General features: G+C 73.4%; 13 protein-coding genes. 4 read left to right on the top strand and 9 right to left on the bottom strand.

What is annotated here, in order from left to right; genetic code table 11:
- Positions 1-28 precede the first annotated feature (28 nt).
- Positions 29-1,459: a diaminobutyrate--2-oxoglutarate transaminase family protein gene (locus ACIGXE_RS23070; protein WP_399750252.1), complete on the bottom strand. Its 1,431-nt coding sequence runs from the start codon at positions 1,457-1,459 to the stop codon at positions 29-31.
- 319 nt (positions 1,460-1,778) lie between these two features.
- On the opposite strand from ACIGXE_RS23070, the gene ACIGXE_RS23065 reads away from it, so the two are divergent.
- Together ACIGXE_RS23065 and ACIGXE_RS23060 are read left to right on the top strand one after the other, a co-directional pair.
- Entirely contained in the window at positions 1,779-2,957 is a 1,179-nt protein-coding gene (locus ACIGXE_RS23065) for a trypsin-like serine peptidase (protein ID WP_399750250.1), read from the top strand.
- Between the two features lie 154 nt (positions 2,958-3,111).
- A complete protein-coding gene (locus ACIGXE_RS23060; protein ID WP_399750247.1) occupies positions 3,112-4,293 on the top strand; it encodes a trypsin-like serine peptidase in 1,182 nt (393 codons plus the stop codon).
- Between the two features lie 94 nt (positions 4,294-4,387).
- Here ACIGXE_RS23060 and hflX read toward each other — a convergent pair whose 3' ends face one another.
- The 6 genes from hflX to miaA form a co-directional block, all read right to left on the bottom strand.
- Positions 4,388-5,881 carry a GTPase HflX gene (hflX, locus tag ACIGXE_RS23055; protein ID WP_399750245.1) on the bottom strand — a complete coding sequence of 498 codons (1,494 nt, stop codon included), beginning with the start codon at positions 5,879-5,881 and terminating at the stop codon, positions 4,388-4,390.
- Between the two features lie 121 nt (positions 5,882-6,002).
- Positions 6,003-7,547 carry a M1 family metallopeptidase gene (locus tag ACIGXE_RS23050; RefSeq protein WP_399750243.1) on the bottom strand — a complete coding sequence of 515 codons (1,545 nt, stop codon included), beginning with the start codon at positions 7,545-7,547 and terminating at the stop codon, positions 6,003-6,005.
- A 205-nt stretch (positions 7,548-7,752) separates the two neighbouring features.
- Entirely contained in the window at positions 7,753-10,053 is a 2,301-nt protein-coding gene (locus ACIGXE_RS23045; RefSeq protein WP_399750241.1) for a RelA/SpoT family protein, read from the bottom strand.
- Positions 10,054-10,256: 203 nt separating this feature from the next.
- Entirely contained in the window at positions 10,257-11,129 is an 873-nt protein-coding gene (gene dapF / locus ACIGXE_RS23040) for a diaminopimelate epimerase (RefSeq protein ID WP_399750239.1), read from the bottom strand.
- Between the two features lie 314 nt (positions 11,130-11,443).
- Positions 11,444-11,908: a hypothetical protein gene (locus tag ACIGXE_RS23035; RefSeq protein WP_399750550.1), complete on the bottom strand. Its 465-nt coding sequence runs from the start codon at positions 11,906-11,908 to the stop codon at positions 11,444-11,446.
- 108 nt (positions 11,909-12,016) lie between these two features.
- Positions 12,017-12,955: a tRNA (adenosine(37)-N6)-dimethylallyltransferase MiaA gene (gene miaA, locus ACIGXE_RS23030; protein WP_399750237.1), complete on the bottom strand. Its 939-nt coding sequence runs from the start codon at positions 12,953-12,955 to the stop codon at positions 12,017-12,019.
- A 113-nt stretch (positions 12,956-13,068) separates the two neighbouring features.
- Here miaA and ACIGXE_RS23025 point away from each other — a divergent pair, with 113 nt between their 5' ends.
- A complete protein-coding gene (locus ACIGXE_RS23025) occupies positions 13,069-13,308 on the top strand; it encodes a hypothetical protein (protein ID WP_399750235.1) in 240 nt (79 codons plus the stop codon).
- Positions 13,309-13,375: 67 nt separating this feature from the next.
- A complete protein-coding gene (locus ACIGXE_RS23020; protein WP_399750233.1) occupies positions 13,376-13,615 on the top strand; it encodes an antitoxin in 240 nt (79 codons plus the stop codon).
- 385 nt (positions 13,616-14,000) lie between these two features.
- On the opposite strand, the gene ACIGXE_RS23015 is transcribed toward ACIGXE_RS23020, so the two are convergent.
- The gene (locus ACIGXE_RS23015) at positions 14,001-14,708 is read right to left on the bottom strand and encodes a class III extradiol dioxygenase subunit B-like domain-containing protein (protein WP_399750230.1); all 708 of its coding nucleotides are present in this window, start codon (positions 14,706-14,708) and stop codon (positions 14,001-14,003) included.
- A gap of 233 nt (positions 14,709-14,941) precedes the next feature.
- Positions 14,942-16,474, bottom strand: a complete 1,533-nt coding sequence (gene miaB / locus ACIGXE_RS23010; protein ID WP_399750228.1) for a tRNA (N6-isopentenyl adenosine(37)-C2)-methylthiotransferase MiaB — start codon at positions 16,472-16,474, stop codon at positions 14,942-14,944.
- Between the last annotated feature and the right edge of the window lie 63 nt (positions 16,475-16,537).

Here is a 16,537-nt window from a genome sequence, read left to right as displayed (position 1 = left end):
GAGCGGGCCGGGCGGGATCGGTCCGGGTTCAGCGGGACGGCTGGGACGGGCGGGGCCGGTCGGTCCGTTCGGCGGCGGCCAGGGCGTCGGCGAAGCGGTCGAGGACGGCGGCCGCCTGCTCGTCGGTGAGCGTGAGCGGGGGCAGCAGGCGGACGACGGCGTTGTGGCGGCCGCCGAGTTCGACGATGAGGCCGCGGTCGAGGCAGTTGCGCTGGACGGCGAGGGCGAGCTCGGGGTCGGGCGGCGGGGCGAGGTCGTGGGTGCCGGGGGCCTCGGTGGGGGTGGCCTCGGGGTCGACCAGTTCGACGCCGATCATCAGGCCGCGGCCGCGGACGTCGCCGATGCGGGGGTCGGTGGCGGCGAGGCCCTGGAGCTGTCCGAGCATGCGGGCGCCGAGAGTACCGGCGCGTTCGGCGAGCCCGTTCTCCCTGACGTAGGCGAGGGTGGCGGCGCCGGCGGCCATGGCGAGCTGGTTGCCGCGGAAGGTGCCGGCGTGGGCGCCCGGTTCCCAGGCGTCGAGTTCCGCCTTGTAGACGACGACGGCGAGCGGGAGGGAGCCGCCGATGGCCTTGGACAGGACCATCACGTCGGGGACGACGCCGCTGTGTTCGACGGCCCAGAAGGCGCCGGTGCGGCCGACGCCGGTCTGGATCTCGTCGGCGACGAGCGGGATGGAGCGGGCCTCGGTGATCTCCCGCATACGGCGCAGCCAGCTGTCCGGGGCGGGGATGACGCCGCCTTCGCCCTGGACGGGTTCGAGGATCATCCCGGCGGGGGCGGGGACGCCGCTCTTGGGGTCGTCGAGCAGGGACTCGGTCCAGCGGGCGGCGAGTTCGGCGCCGCGTTCGCCGCCGACGCCGAAGGGGCAGCGGTAGTCGCGCGGGTAGGGCAGCCGGGCGACGCGGACGTCGGTGGCGCCCCCGGAGGCGTCGAGGGCTCCGGCGGTCATGCCGTGGTAGGCGCCGCTGAAGGAGAGGACGCCGCGCCGGCCGGTGGCGGTGCGGACGAGTTTGAGGGCGGCTTCGACGGCGTCCGTGCCGGCGGGCCCGCAGAACTGGATGCGGGCGTCGGCGGCGAGCTTCTCCGGCAGGGTCGCGAACAGCTCGGTGACGAAGGCGTCCTTGACCGGGGTGGCGAGGTCGAGGATGTGCAAGGGCGCGCCGGAGTCGAGGACCTTGCGGATGGCCTCCAGCACGACGGGGTGGTTGTGGCCGAGCGCGAGGGTGCCGGCGCCGGACAGGCAGTCCAGGTAACGCCGCCCGTCGGCGCCCTCGATGGTGAGTCCCCTGGCCCTCACGGGGACGATGGGCAGGGAGCGCGCATAGGTGCGCGCGGCGGATTCACGCTGCGCCTGACGGCGCAGGATGCCCTCGTGTGCGCCTCCCTCACCGGTCGCACGACGGTCCTCGTGGATCGTCGCGCCCGGTGGTACGGCCGGAGCTGGTTCGGTCACGGCCACAGCTCGGTGTCCTCCCGCGATAACGGTTGCGTTGCACATCGGTACGTTGCAGGGCCGCCCCGTCGGACGTGCTGAAGGCGGCAGACGGGTCCCCCGTACGTACCAACGACGGTGACTGCCGGGGATCACGGGCGGCGGCCAAGTTCCTTGGCGTGTCCCGGATCACGGCACGGCAACGACCTGCAGGGGGCGGAACCGCGGACCTGCGTCGTGCCGTCCCACCCGGCACCGGCATAGTGGGGGGTTCGTGCGACGCGGCCTGCCGCGTCGCCGCTGTTCACTGATGCACAAGTTGACGTAGTCCCAGGGGGATCACGAGATGCGATCGATTCGTCCGCTGCTGGCCGCAGCGTCCGCCGTCGCGGCGCTGACGCTGACGGCGACTGCCTGCGGTCCGACCGAGGACAACGCGGGGGGTGACAAGCCCAGCGCCACCGCGACCCCGTCCGGCGGCGGCAAGATCACGATTCCGGACGACGTGAAGAAGCGTCTGAAGGAGCACGGGATCGACGTGGACAGGTGGCGCGGCGGCGAGTGGAAGAACTGGGACAAGGACAAGTGGCTGCGGGAGGCCAAGGACTTCGTCAACCCGATCATCGAGGACCTCTGGGACCCGGACCGGATGCGGGACGCCGAGCGTCCGGACAAGCCGGTCGAGGAGGAGGACATCTCGGGTGACAAGGGGGTGACGGACCCGACGCCGGAGCCGGTGAAGGCGAAGGCCGTGCAGGCGCCGTACCACTCGAGCTCGCCGGCGTCCGGCAAGGTCTTCTTCGACGGCCCCGAGGGCTCGATGGTGTGCTCGGCCACGGTCGTCCAGGACCCGGCGCACCCGGGGAAGTCGAACATGGTCTGGACGGCCGGGCACTGCGTGCACGCGGGCAAGAAGGGCGGCTGGTACCGCAACATCGCCTTCGTCCCGTCGTACAACGACAGCGGCAGGCCGACCTCCGAGCTGGAGAACGCGACGCGCGAGGAGATCGCGCCGTACGGCGTGTGGTGGAGCGACTGGGCGCAGACCTCCCAGCAGTGGATCGACCAGGGCGGTCAGACCGGCGGCAAGGGCGCTCCGTACGACTTCGCCGTGCTGCACGTGACGCCGGAGAAGGGCTCCACGGGCAAGTCCCTGGAGGAGACGGTCGGTTCGGCGCTTCCGGTGGACTTCAACGCGCCGGCGGTGCCGAAGATCGCGAGCATGACGGCGACCGGCTACCCGGCGGGCAAGCCGTTCGACGGCCAGAAGATGTTCCGGTGCGCGGACAAGCCGGGCCGGCTCTCGGTGAAGGCCGAGCAGCCGACGATGTACCGCATCGGCTGCACCATGACCGGCGGTTCGTCCGGCGGCGGCTGGGTGGCCACCGGTAAGGACGGCAAGCCGGCGCTGGTGTCGAACACCTCGATCGGTCCGGTGACGGCGGGCTGGCTGGCCGGTCCGCGGCTGGGCGCCGAGGCCAAGGCCCTCTACGAGGGCGTGAGCAAGAAGTACGCGAACCAGTAGGTCGCGCCGTCGCGCCGGGCGGGACCTGTGCGGTTCCGCCCGGCCGTACGGGCATACTGTGCACCGCTAGTGACGCGTCCATGGCAATGCCATCCGTGGCGGCCGCTGCCGAACACCGGCCGGACGCGCGAACACCCCAGGGGGACACCACTTCATGCGTTCCATACGACTCCTGCCCGCCGTCACCGGCGTGGCGGCGGCGCTCGCCATCGCGCTGACCGCCACGGCCTGCGGCCCCACGGAGACTCCGGCGGCCGACAAGCCCGCCGACACCACCGCCACCGCGAGCCCCTCCGAGGGCGGCTCCGGCTCCGACGCCTCCGATCTGGCGAACGGCTTCGCCGACAAGCTGAAGAAGCACGGCGTCGACGTCGACAAGTGGAAGGACGGCGAGTGGAAGAACTGGGACCAGGACACCTGGCTCCGTGAGGCCGAGGACTTCGTCAACCCGGTGATCGACGGCCTCTGGGACACCGAGCGGATGCAGTCCGCAAAGAGCCCCGACCCGACCGTCGAGACCCAGGCGACCACCGGCGGCAGCGACCCGGTGCCGCGGCCGGTGACGGCGCAGCGCGAGAAGACCCCGTACCACCGCTACGCGGCCCCGGTCGGCAAGATCTTCTTCGACGCCCCCGAGGGCCACATGGTCTGCTCCGGCACGATCGTGAAGGACCCGCGCCGGCCCGGTAAGTCCAACCTGGTGTGGACCGCGGGCCACTGCGTGCACGCCGGCAAGAAGGGCGGCTGGTACCGCAACATCACCTTCGTCCCGGCCTTCAACGACCTGGGCAAGTCCCCCGCCGCGCTGCGCAACGCGCAGCCGCACGAGGTCTACCCGTACGGCCAGTACTGGGCCGACTGGGCCGTGACCTCCGGCGAGTGGATCCAGGGCGGCGGCACCAACCAGGCCTGGCCGTACGACTACGCCGTGCTGCACGTCCAGCCGCAGCAGGGCCGCAAGTCCCTGGAGGAGACGGTGGGCGTGGCCCTGCCGGTCGACTTCTCGGCTCCCACGCCCGCGCAGGCCGGCACCGTCGGCGCCTGGGGCTACCCGGCGGCGCCGCCGTACAACGGCATGATCATGCACAAGTGCCTGGACCGCGCCACCCGTATGACCACGGCCCCGGTCACGCCGACCATGTACCGCATCGGCTGCACCATGACCGGCGGTTCGTCCGGCGGCGGCTGGTTCCGCGTGCTGCCCAACGGCACGACGGCGCTGGTGTCGAACACCTCGATCGGCCCCGCCGGCCGCAACGGCTGGCTGGCCGGACCCCAGCTGGGCAGGGGCGCCAAGGCGGCCCACGAGATGGTCAGCAAGAAGTTCGCCCGCTGACCTGACCGGACACACGCGGAAGGCGCCGGCCCCCTCCCTCGCGGGAGGCGGCCGGCGCCTTCTTCATGAGTGCGCGGCGCCGGAGCGCCGGGCGTCAGTGCGCGGCCGGAACGTACGGCGCGAGCAGCGCCGCCAGTTCCTCGTGGACCCGCGCCTTGAGCAGCGTGCCCTCCGGGGTGTGCTCCTCGGAGAGGAGATCGCCCTCGGCGTGCACCCGCGAGACGAGACCGCCCTGCGTGTACGGCACGAGGGCCTCGATCTCGACCTCGGGGCGCGGCAGTTCGGCGTCGATGAGCGCGAGCAGCTCGTCGATGCCCTGGCCCGAGCGCGCCGAGACCGCGAGGGAGTGCTTCTCGACCCGCAGCAGGCGCTGGAGCACCAGCGGGTCGGCCGCGTCCGCCTTGTTGACGACGACGATCTCCGGCACGTTCACCGCGCCGACCTCGCGGAACACCTCGCGCACGGCGGCGAGCTGCTCCTCCGGGTTCGGGTGCGCACCGTCCACCACGTGCAGGATGAGGTCGGAGTCGCCGACCTCCTCCATGGTGGAGCGGAACGCCTCGACCAGGTGGTGCGGCAGGTGCCGGACGAAGCCCACGGTGTCGGCCAGGGTGTAGACCCGGCCGCTGGGCGTCTCGGCCCGGCGGACGGTCGGGTCCAGGGTGGCGAACAGCGCGTTCTCCACCAGCACACCCGCGCCCGTGAGGCGGTTGAGCAGGGACGACTTGCCGGCGTTGGTGTATCCGGCGATGGCGACCGAGGGCACCTTGTTGCGCCGGCGTTCCTGGCGCTTGATGTCGCGGCCGGTCTTCATCTCCGCGATCTCCCGGCGCATCTTCGCCATCTTCTCGCGGATCCGACGCCGGTCGGTCTCGATCTTGGTCTCACCGGGACCACGGGTGGCCATGCCGCCACCGCCGCCGCCACCCATCTGCCGGGACAGCGACTGACCCCAGCCGCGCAGGCGCGGCAGCATGTACTGCATCTGCGCGAGGGCGACCTGCGCCTTGCCCTCTCGGGACTTGGCGTGCTGGGCGAAGATGTCGAGGATCAGGGCGGTCCGGTCGACCACCTTGACCTTGACGACGTCCTCGAGGGCGATGAGCTGGCCGGGGCTGAGCTCACCGTCGCAGACGACGGTGTCGGCGCCGGTCTCGAGGACGATGTCCCGGAGCTCCTGCGCCTTGCCCGAGCCGATGAAGGTGGCCGGGTCCGGCTTGTCGCGGCGCTGGATCACGCCGTCGAGCACGAGGGCACCCGCCGTCTCGGCGAGGGCCGCGAGCTCCGCGAGGGAGTTCTCCGCGTCCTGCACCGTCCCCGAGGTCCACACACCGACCAGCACGACGCGCTCGAGGCGCAGCTGGCGGTACTCGACCTCGGTGACGTCCTCGAGCTCGGTGGAGAGGCCCACGACACGTCGCAGAGCCGCGCGCTCGGAGCGGTCGAACTGCTCGCCGTCCCGCTCTCCGTCGATCTCGTGGCTCCAGGCGACGTCCTCTTCCATCAGGGCATCGGCCCGAAGGCTCTCGGTGCGGCTCGTCTCCGCGAAGCTCTGCTTGTCCTGGGAAGCGGAAGAAGAGGAGGTCATTTGATCCTTACGTCGAAGAAAAGTCCGTTACGGCAGTCACAACGCGTGATCCGCCGGAAGAATTCCCGGGGGCCGGCCGCGCCGCCGACCTGAAGATGGTGACACGGCCGGACCTGGCCCGTCATCCCGGTTTCACGGTGCCCGCCGCGGCCTCGCTGCCCACGCCGGCCCTGACCCCCGTACCCGTACCCCGGTGCGGCGCCCGGCTGCGCCAGTCGGGGTGCCCGGGCATGGGCGGGGTCTTCCCCGCGTACAGCCAGTCGGCGAAGAAGCGGGTCAGATCGCGCCCGGAGACCTCGTCGGCCAGGGCCGTGAAGTCGGCGGTGGTCGCCGTGCCGTCCCGGTGCTCGTCGACCCACCGGCGCTCCAGGCTCTCGAAGGCCTCGGTGCCGATCTCGTGGCGCAGGGCGTAGAGCGCGAGGGCGGCCCCGTCGTAGACGACCGGGCGGAAGAGGCTGATCTTCTGGCCGGGCGCCGGCGGCTTCGGCGCGGCCGGCGGGCCGCCGTCCGCCCGCCACTGGTCGGAGGCGGCGTACGCGGCCTTCATGCGCCGCTCCAGGGTCGGACCGCCCTTCTCCTCCGCGTACAGCGCCTCATACCAGGTCGCGTGCCCTTCGTTGAGCCACACGTCGGACCATGCGCGCGGCGAGACGCTGTCGCCGAACCACTGGTGGGCGAGCTCGTGCACCATGACGGAGTCGACGTACCACTCGGGGTAGCCGGGTTCGGTGAACAGGCCGCGTTCGAAGAGGGAGAGGGTCTGCGTCTCCAGCTCGAAGCCGGTGTCGGCGTCGGCGACGAGCACCCCGTAGTTCTCGAAGGGGTACGGCCCGATCCGGCGCTCCAGCCACTCCAGATGGCCCGGGGTGCGCCGGAGCCAGGGCTCCAGAAGCTCCCGGTCGGCGGTGCGGACGACGTCCCGTACGGGCAGGCCGTGGGGGCCCTCGCGGTGCACGACGGTGGACTTACCGATGGAGACCTGGGCCAGCTCGGTCGCCATGGGATGGACGGTGCGGTACGTCCAGGTGGTGGTCGCGCCGTCGCGGACGGGGCTCTCGGCGAGGCCGTTGGCGACGGCGGTCAGCGTGCTGGGGGCGGTGATCCGGAAGGTGAACCAGGCCTTGTCGGAGGGGTGGTCGTTGGAGGGGAAGACCCGGTGGGCGGCGTCGGCCTGGTTGGCCATGGCGAGGCCGTCGCCGGTGCGGACCCAGCCGCCCGAGTCGGCCGGGCCGCTGGGGTCGCTGGTGTGGGTGACGGTGATCTCGACCGCCTCCCCCTGGTCGACCGGCTCGGCCGGGGTGATCACCAGGTCCTCGCCGCTGCTCGCCCATGCGGCCGGCTCGCCCTCGACGGTGACGGCCGAGACGGTGCCGTGGGTGAAGTCGAGGTTGATCCGCTCCAGGTCGTCCGTGGCCAGCGCCTCGATGGTGGTGACGCCGGCGAGCGGCTCGGTGTTGCGGCCGGGGTAGGTCAGGGCGATGTCGTACGACAGGACGTCGTAGCCGGGATTGCCGAGCTGGGGGAAGAGCGGGTCACCGATGCCCAGCGGCGCGGGCGCGGGCAGGGCGGCGGCGACGAGGCCCGCGGAGAGGGCGACGAGAACGGCGGAGCGCAGCACGCGCGCGCGTGCTGCCGTCTTACGGGGCGTGCGGGAGGGGAGCGGCATGGGCTACCGCTACCAGGGCGCGGGCCGCGCCCCCGGGCGACGCGCGCGCCCGCCACCCGAAGGGGGCATGGGCGGCCGGCGTCGGATTCTGGATTCTGGATCTTGGATTTTGGATCCGATGTCCCGGTGTTTCCGATGTCCCGATGTTAGGGAGATGGATCCCGTGGAGAGCTTGGATCCGATATCCCGGAGATCGGATCCCGGATCACACGTCCGGCGAGGCCGGGTGTTTCGCCCTGCTCACGTCGTACACCCCCGGCACGTCCCGCATCGCCTTCATCAGGGCCGGCAGACCGGCGGCGTCGGGGAGTTGCAGGGTGTAGGTGTGGCGGACCCGCTGCTCGCTCGGGGGCTCAACGGTGGCGGAGACGACGGCGGCGCCCTCGGTGGCGATGGCCTCGGTGAGGTCGGCGAGGAGGCGGGGCCGGCCGAAGGACTCGGCGACGAGGGTGACCCGGCATTCGGCGGTGTCGCCCCAGTGGACGGTGACGGGCTCCCGGCCGAGCCGGCGCATGGTGTCGGCGGAGGCGCAGCCGGTGCGGTGGACGGTGACGGAGCCGCCGCGGACGACGAAGCCGGTGATCTCGTCGGGCGGTACGGGAGTGCAGCACCCGGCGGGGCGTACGGCACCGGCCGGGCCGTCCGGCAGGTCGGCGCGCAGCCGCGTCCCGGACCGCCGGTCCGCGGTGACGCTGGCGGGCGGGCGGGGGGCCGCGGCGGGCGCCTTGGCGGCCTCGGGGTGCGCCTGGAGCCAGCCGGTGATGGCGATGCGCGCGGCGGGCGTGCGGGCGTGGTCGAGCCACTGCGGGGAGGGCCCGGAGGTGGCGTCCTGGGCCAGCAGGAGCTGGACGGTGTCGCCGTCGTGGAGCACGGTGCTGAGGGGCGCGAGCCGGCCGTTGACCCGCGCCCCCAGACAGCCGTGCGCGGCCTCGCCGTGCTGCGCGTAGGCGGCGTCGACGCAGGTGGCGCCGGCGGGGAGGCCGAGGGTGCCGCCGTCGACGCGGAAGACGGTGATCTCCTGGTCCTGGGCGAGGTCGGCGCGCAGCGAGGTCCAGAAGGTGTCCGGGTCGGGGGCGGCCTGCTGCCAGTCGAGGAGCCGGGAGAGCCAGCCGGGCCGGGTGGGGTCGACGCGCTCGCCGTCCTCGGGGACCTCGGCCGCCCCAGCCGCCCCGTCCGCCCCTGCTGCCCCGGGGGCTTCGGAAGCTCCGGCGGCCCGACCCGCGCGGGCAGCTCGGGCCGCCCCGGCACCTCCGGCAACCCCGGCAGCGCGCGCCGCACCGGCACCTCCGGAAGCCCCGGCGCCTCCGGCAGCCTCGGCGCCGTCGGGGGCCGCCGCCGCGTACGGGTTGCCGAGGGCGACGACGCCGGCCTCGGCGACCTTGTGCATCAGATGGGTGCGGATGAGGACCTCGGCGACGGCGCCGTCGGGGGCGGCGACGGCCGTGTGCAGCGACTGGTAGAGGTTGAACTTGGGCGCGGCGATGAAGTCCTTGAACTCGGAGACCACCGGCGTGAAGCAGGTGTGGAGTTCGCCGAGGACCGCGTAGCAGTCGGCGTCCTCGGCGACCAGGACGAGGAGCCGTCCGAAGTCGCTGCCGCGCAGTTCGCCGCGCTTGAGGCGCACGCGGTGGACGGACACGAAGTGCCGTGGCCGCACGAGGACTTCCGCGCCGATGCCCGCCTCCCGCAGGACGGCCGCGACCTGCTCGGCGATGGCGGCGAGGGCGTCGCCCGCGCCGGAGTTGTCCGCGATGAGCGCGCGGGTGGTCTCGTACTCCTCGGGGTGGAGGATGGCGAAGACCAGGTCCTCCAGCTCGGTCTTGAGCGCCTGGACGCCGAGGCGCTCGGCGAGCGGGATGAGGACGTCCCTGGTGACCTTGGCGATGCGGGCCTGTTTCTCGGGGCGCATCACGCCGAGCGTGCGCATGTTGTGCAGGCGGTCGGCGAGCTTGATCGACATGACCCGGACGTCGTTGCCGGTGGCGACGAGCATCTTGCGGAAGGTCTCGGGCTCGGCGGCGGCACCGTAGTCGACCTTCTCCAGTTTGGTGACGCCGTCGACGAGATAGGCGACCTCCTCGCCGAACTCCCTCCGCACCTGGTCGAGCGTCACCTCGGTGTCCTCGACGGTGTCGTGCAGCAGCGCGGCGGTCAACGTCGTCGTCTCGGCCCCGAGTTCGGCGAGGATCAGCGTGACCGCGAGCGGATGGGTGATGTACGGCTCGCCGCTCTTGCGGAACTGGCCCCGGTGCGAGGACTCGGCGAGGACGTACGCGCGGCGCAGCACGGCCAGGTCGGCGTCCGGGTGGTGGGCGCGGTGGGCCTCGGCGACGTGCCCGATGGCGTCGGGCAGCCGGTCGCGGACGGCGGGCCCCGCGGTCGCCCCGAGCAGCGCGGCACGGCCCAGCCGGCGCAGATCGATCCTCGGGCGGGCTCGTCTGCGGCCGGGAGCGTCGGGGCCGGTGGCCCCGGCCTCGCTCACGGGATTGGTGGCCTCTGCGCTCATGGGGGCACCTCCGGCGGCGTCGACCGGCGGTGGGCCGGGCAGGCGTGCCCGGTGGGCCGGTGCTTGATGCTACCGACCCCACCACGTGGCGCAGTCCCGCTCTCGCCGAGCGTGAACGGGATCACCCATTCGAGGGACCGATCAGTCGTTGACGGTTTCGATTCCGCCGCGTCCGAGGGCCCGTCGGAGGGGCTGTGTGCGCCTCAGGCGTCGAGCCACGACGGCTCGACGGTGCCCTCGGCGACGATCACGGCCGGGCCGGTCATCTCGATCTCGCCGTCGGGGTGCTCCGTGATGACGAGCGTCCCGCCGAGGACGTCCACGGTGTACGTGACGGGGGTGCCGGTCACGGCCGGGTCGGCGCCGTCCCGGCGGGCGGTGGCGACCGCGACGGCGCAGGCGCCGGTGCCGCAGGAGCGGGTCTCGGCGGCGCCGCGCTCGTGGACGCGCATGGCGACGTGGCGGGGGCCGCGGTCGGCGACGAACTCGATGTTGACGCCCTCCGGGTAGACCGACGCCGGGGCGTAGGGCGGCTCCTCGTACAGGCTCCCGGCGTGGGCGAGGTCCTCGACGAAGGCGACCGCGTGCGGATTGCCCATGTTCACGTTGCGGGCGGGCCAGCTGCGGCCGTCGACGGTGACGGTGACCCCGGCCTCGGGGAGCACGGCCCTGCCCATCCGCACGGTGACGGAGCCGTCCTTGTCGAGGTGGACGCGCTTGACGCCGCCTCGGGTGGCGACGGCGACCTCGCCGGCGGTGACGTGGCCGGCGTGCTGCAGATAGCGGGCGAAGACGCGGACGCCGTTGCCGCACATCTCGGCCACGGAGCCGTCCGCGTTGCGGTAGTTCATGAACCACTCGGCCTCGTCGGCCATGTGCCGCGCCTCGGGGTGCGCGGCGCTGCGCACGACATGCAGCACCCCGTCGCCGCCGATGCCGGCCCGGCGGTCACAGAGCCGGGCGACGGTGGCCGGGGGCAGGTCGAGGGTGTTCTCCGCGTCGGGGACGATCACGAAGTCGTTCTCGGTGCCGTGTCCCTTGAGGAAGGCGAGGGGCGAGGTCTGCGCGCTGGTCACGGGATCAACTGTACGGGTCGGGTACGACGAGGGGCGCGACGGTCCACGGAGCGGTACGGGCGTGAAACCACGGCCCCGCCCTCGGCGCCGGCCTCCCGACACCCGGCCGCTGCCCCGGGCCGCCCGCCCGGCACCGACCTCCCGACACCCCGCGCCGCCCGCCCGGCACCGGCCCGTAGGGCTGCTCCCGGCCGTCGGCGGCCCGTAGGGCTGCTCCCGCCCGTTGCCGGCCCGTAGGGCTGCTCCCGGCCGTCGGCGCGGCTCGGCCGCCTGCGCGGCTCCGGCCGTAGGTGCGTACGGGATCCCCGTCGCGCTCAGCGCAGGCGGGCCACGCGCCAGACCGCGAGGGCGACCAGGAGGGCGCTGAGGGAGACGTACAGGGCGAGGACGCGCCAGTCGGGACGCTCGCCGGAGCCGCGGGCGGGCAGGCCGGGCCAGGTGTGGCCGACCCGGCGGGCGGCCATCATGCCCCAGCCGGCCGCGCAGGAGCTGATCAGCAGGCCCAGCATGGCGACGACGGCGCCGCCGTCACCCGAGCCGAAGGCGAGCGGGAAGGCGAACATCAGGGAGCCGACGGCGGCGAGCCCGACGATCGGGGCGAGCTGCCAGATCCTCAGACGCCGCTGCGGGCGCAGTTCCACCTCTACTTCCGCCGCGTCCACCTCGACGGCGCTGCCCTCGGCCTCGTCCGGGCCGTCCGGGGTCAGTCCGGGCGCCTCACCGGGGATTTCGCCCCGTACGGCGCCCTGCTGCTCTGTGTCGCGAGGGCCGGCCTCCATCGCCACGCGCCCTCCCAACTCGGACTCCACTTGGTCGATCGATGCTCGATGATGGCACGCCCCCGACCCCCGGAATGACGGGCATGACGTCCCGATGCCATCACGTGATCAGGCTGTAACCGCTCGTTCGAGCAACGTCAGCGCCCGCCGCGGGAGTTCCCCGCGGTCCTCGGCGGCGCCGCTGAGCCAGTGGACCCGGGGATCACGCCGGAACCAGGAGTCCTGGCGGCGGGCGAAGCGCTTGGTGGCGCGTACCGTCTCGGCGCGGGCCTCGTCCTCGGTGCACTCCCCCGCGAGCGCCGCGAGCACCTGCTGGTAGCCGAGCGCGCGGGCCGCCGTGCGTCCCTCGCGCAGGCCCTGCGCCTCCAGGGTGCGGACCTCGTCGACGAGGCCGGCCTCCCACATGCGGTCGACCCGGGTGGCGATCCGCTCGTCGAGCTCCGGGCGGGCGACGTCGACGCCGATCTGCACGGTGTCGTAGACGGAGTCGTGGCCGGGGAGGTTGGCCGTGAAGGGCTTGCCGGTGATCTCGATGACCTCCAGGGCACGGACGATGCGGCGTCCGTTGCTCGGCAGGATCGCCCGGGCGGCCTCGGGGTCGGCGGCGGCGAGGCGGGCGTGCAGGACGCCGGAGCCGCGCTCCTCGAGCTCGGCCTCCAGGCGGGCCCGGAGCTCCGGGTCGGTGCCGGGGAACTCCATGACGTCGAGGGCCCCGCGCACGTAGAGACCCGAGCCGCCGACCAGGATCGGGGTGCGGCCCTCGGCCAGCAGCCGGTCGATCTCGGCGCGGGCGAGCCGCTGGTACTCGGCGACGCTGGCGGCCTCGGTCACGTCCCAGATGTCGAGGAGGTGGTGCGGGACGCCGCCGCGTTCCTCCACCGTCAGTTTGGCGGTGCCGATGTCCATCCCCCGGTAGAGCTGCATCGAGTCGGCGTTGACGACCTCGCCGCCCAGCTGCTGGGCGAGAAAGACGCCCAGATCGGACTTTCCGGCCGCTGTGGGACCGACGACGGCGATGACCCGCGGGGCGGGAGCTGCAGTTCTCACTTCCCCAGTCTCGCAAACCTCACGGCCCGTCCCCGAATGAGCTACGTGACGGCCCTCATCCGGCTTCGTTGCCTGTTGCGGAATTCCGACCCTGAGTACGCTAGGGAGCAGATATGGGCGTTTTCTCACTGTTTCGCCGGAAGAGCAAGGACGAGGTCTCCGGGACGGCGACCGTGACGGAGGAGACGGAGGCCGCGGCCGAGGCGCCCGAGGGCACCGCGTCCGACGAGGACGGCGAGGCCGTCGCGGTGGCCGCCGAACCCGCGGTGAAGGCCGAGGCCGTCGAGATCCCGAAGCAGCAGTCGGCGGAGGAGGCCGCGGACAACGAGGCCGGCGAGAACGCCCGTAGCTAGGTACGGCACGGATTCGCACGGAACGACACGGACCCCCGCGGGTCCGGCGGAGGGACGGTGACCCCATATGGGTCTCATGGATTCACTGAAGGCCAAGCTCGCCCCGGCCAAGGACAAGGTCTCCGACCTGGCCAAGGAGCACGGGGGCAAGGTCGAGCACGGTCTGGAGAAGGCCGCCCGGAAGGTCGACGAGAAGACCAAGGGCAAGTACAGCGACAAGATCGAGTCCGGCACCGGCAAGGCCAAGCACGCCATCGAGCGGCTCGCCCACAAGGACGAGGGCCCGACCACGCCGCCGGCCGCCTGACCCCCGGGCGCCCGTCCCTCCCCCACGGGGGGGGGGGGGGGGCGGCCCGCCCGCCCCCGGCGGGGCCCGGGGGGGGGGGCGGCGGCGGGGCGGCCCCCCCCCCGCGGGGCCCCCGGCCGGGGCGGGTGGGGGGGGTGGTGGGGGCGGTGGGGGCGTGCGGGCGCGCGTCACCCCACCCGCCGGGGGGCCCCCCCCCGCCCCCGCCCGCCTGACCCCCGGGCGCCCGCCCCCCCCCCCCGGCGGACGGCCGCGGAGCACGACGCCCCGCGGCCGTCCGCCGTTGCGCGTCCGTACGGCTGTCCGCCCGCCCGGCTGTTCCGTCCAGGGCGGCCGGACGCAGAACCTGACGCCGCCCCAGCTCCCGGCCCGCTCCGGGCCGCGAGAGCTAGCTCCAGGCGGCGACGAAGTAGCCGACGCCGTAAGGGGCGTCCTCGTAGAGGAGCCGGCCCGCCAGGCCCGCGCCCTCCGCGGCGCCCGCGAGCACCTGCCAGGGAGCCCGGCCGGCCGCCTTCAGCTCGTACGCCAGCTCCTCGTCCAGGGCGAGGAGCGCGGCCGGGTCCGCCGTGCCGAGCGCCCGGGCGGCCTCCGCGTCGAAGGCCTCGGCGCGCTCGTCCAGGTAGCCCGGCGCCTTCACCGTGCGGCAGGCGCTGCCGTCGCCCATCACGAGCAGGGCGACCCGCTCCGCCGACGCGGCGATCTCCCGGCCGGTCGCCGCGCAGCGCGCGGCCTCCAGCTGCTCGCCGACCCCGAGGCCCTCGACGGGCGCGTCGGCCCAGTCGGTGTGTTCCAGGAGCCAGCCCGCGACGGCGAGGGAGGCGGGCAGCGGGCGGTTGCCGCCGGTCCCGCCGCCGAGCCGTACGGTCAGGTCGACGCCGAACCCGGCGAAGGAGCCGGCCGAACCGGCCGGGAACGGGCCCCGGGCGGCCTCGGCGGCCGGGCCGACGACGACGAGCCGGTCGGGCCTGGAGGCGGCGAGCACGCCGAGTGCGTCGGAGCAGGCCGTACGGGCCTCGGCGAGCTCGGGCGCGGCACCGGCCGCGACGGCGGGCACGAGCAGCGGGGGGCAGGGGCAGACGGCTGCGGCGACAAGCATGATCCGCAGCCTACTGCGCGGGCGCGCCCGGGGCCGGTCCTCCGCTCGCCGGCCCAGGGCTCCCCGAGTCGGTGGCTCCCGCAGGCCGACGCGTCCGTGACGGGAGGACCTTCTGTCAGTGGCTCCCGCAGGCCGGGGCGTCGGTGACCCGGGGCGCCGACCTGCCCCTGACCGGGGGTCCCACTGCCAGCCGCTCGCGCAGGCCGGCCCCTCCGTGCCCGGAGGGCCTTCTGTCAGTGGCTCCCGCAGGCCGGGGCGTCGCTGACCGGAAGGGGCTCCGGCACGCCGATCTTCGGCAGGCCGAGGAGCACGCCGGCCGGCTTGGCGGCGGCCGCGGCGGTGCGCTTCTCCCAGGCGTCGCCCGCGCGCGTGCGGCGGACGGCGGTGGTCGGACCCTCGGCGAGCAGGTGGTGCGGGGCGGCGTAGGTGATCTCGACGGTCACGACGTCACCCGGGCGCACGTCCTCGTCCGGCTTGGTGAAGTGGACGAGGCGGTTGTCGGGGGCGCGGCCGGAGAGGCGGTGGGTCTCGCCGTCCTTGCGGCCCTCGCCCTCCGCGACCATGACCTCCAGGGTGCGGCCGACCTGCTTCTTGTTCTCCTCCCAGGAGATCTCCTCCTGGAGGGCGACGAGGCGCTCGTAGCGCGCCTGCACGACCTCCTTGGGGATCTGGCCCTCCATGGTGGCCGCCGGGGTGCCGGGGCGCTTGGAGTACTGGAAGGTGAAGGCGTTCGCGAAGCGGGCCTCGCGGACGACGTGCATGGTCTGCTCGAAGTCCTCCTCGGTCTCGCCCGGGAAGCCCACGATGATGTCGGTGGAGATGGCGGCGTGCGGGATCGCGGCGCGCACCTTCTCGATGATCCCGAGGAAACGCTCCTGCCGGTACGAGCGGCGCATCGCCTTCAGGATTGTGTCCGAACCGGACTGCAGCGGCATGTGCAGCTGCGGCATCACGTTCGGGGTCTCGGCCATGGCGGCGATGACGTCGTCCGTGAAGTCGCGCGGGTGCGGCGAGGTGAAGCGGACCCGCTCCAGGCCCTCGATCTCCCCGCAGGCGCGCAGCAGCTTGCTGAAGGCCTCGCGGTCGCCCAGGTCGGAGCCGTAGGCGTTGACGTTCTGGCCGAGCAGGGTGATCTCGGAGACGCCCTCGCCGACCAGCGCCTCGATCTCGGCGAGGATGTCGCCGGGACGGCGGTCCTCCTCCTTGCCGCGCAGCGCCGGGACGATGCAGAAGGTGCAGGTGTTGTTGCAGCCGACGGAGATGGAGACCCACGCGGCGTACGCGGACTCGCGACGGGTCGGTAGCGTCGACGGGAACGCCTCCAGGGACTCGGCGATCTCGACCTGCGCCTCTTCCTGGACGCGGGCGCGCTCCAGGAGGACCGGCAGCTTGCCGATGTTGTGGGTGCCGAAGACCACGTCGACCCAGGGGGCCTTCTTGACGATGGTGTCGCGGTCCTTCTGGGCCAGACAGCCGCCGACGGCGATCTGCATGCCGGGCCGGGCGGCCTTCTTCGGCGCGAGGTGGCCGAGGTTGCCGTACAGCTTGTTGTCGGCGTTCTCACGGACCGCGCAGGTGTTGAAGACCACGACGTCGGCGTCGCCGTCGGAACCGGCGGGGGCCTTGACGTAACCCGCCTCCTCAAGGAGGCCGGAGAGCCGCTCGGAGTCGTGGACGTTCATCTGACACCCGTAGGTGCGTACTTCGTAGGTTCGCGTCACGCCCTGCTCGGCCACGGCTCCGGTCCCGTCTTTGCTGCTGGTCACCTGACAAGGGTAAGGGGGTCCGAGGGTTGCCCCGCCCCGGTCGGGGCCGCCCCGCCGCCGCCC

Source organism: Streptomyces sp. NPDC053431 (assembly GCF_044544925.1).
Taxonomy (GTDB): Bacteria; Actinomycetota; Actinomycetes; order Streptomycetales; family Streptomycetaceae; genus Streptomyces.
Note: the sequence above shows the minus strand (reverse complement) of the source record. Positions and strands in the feature narration are given on the sequence as shown.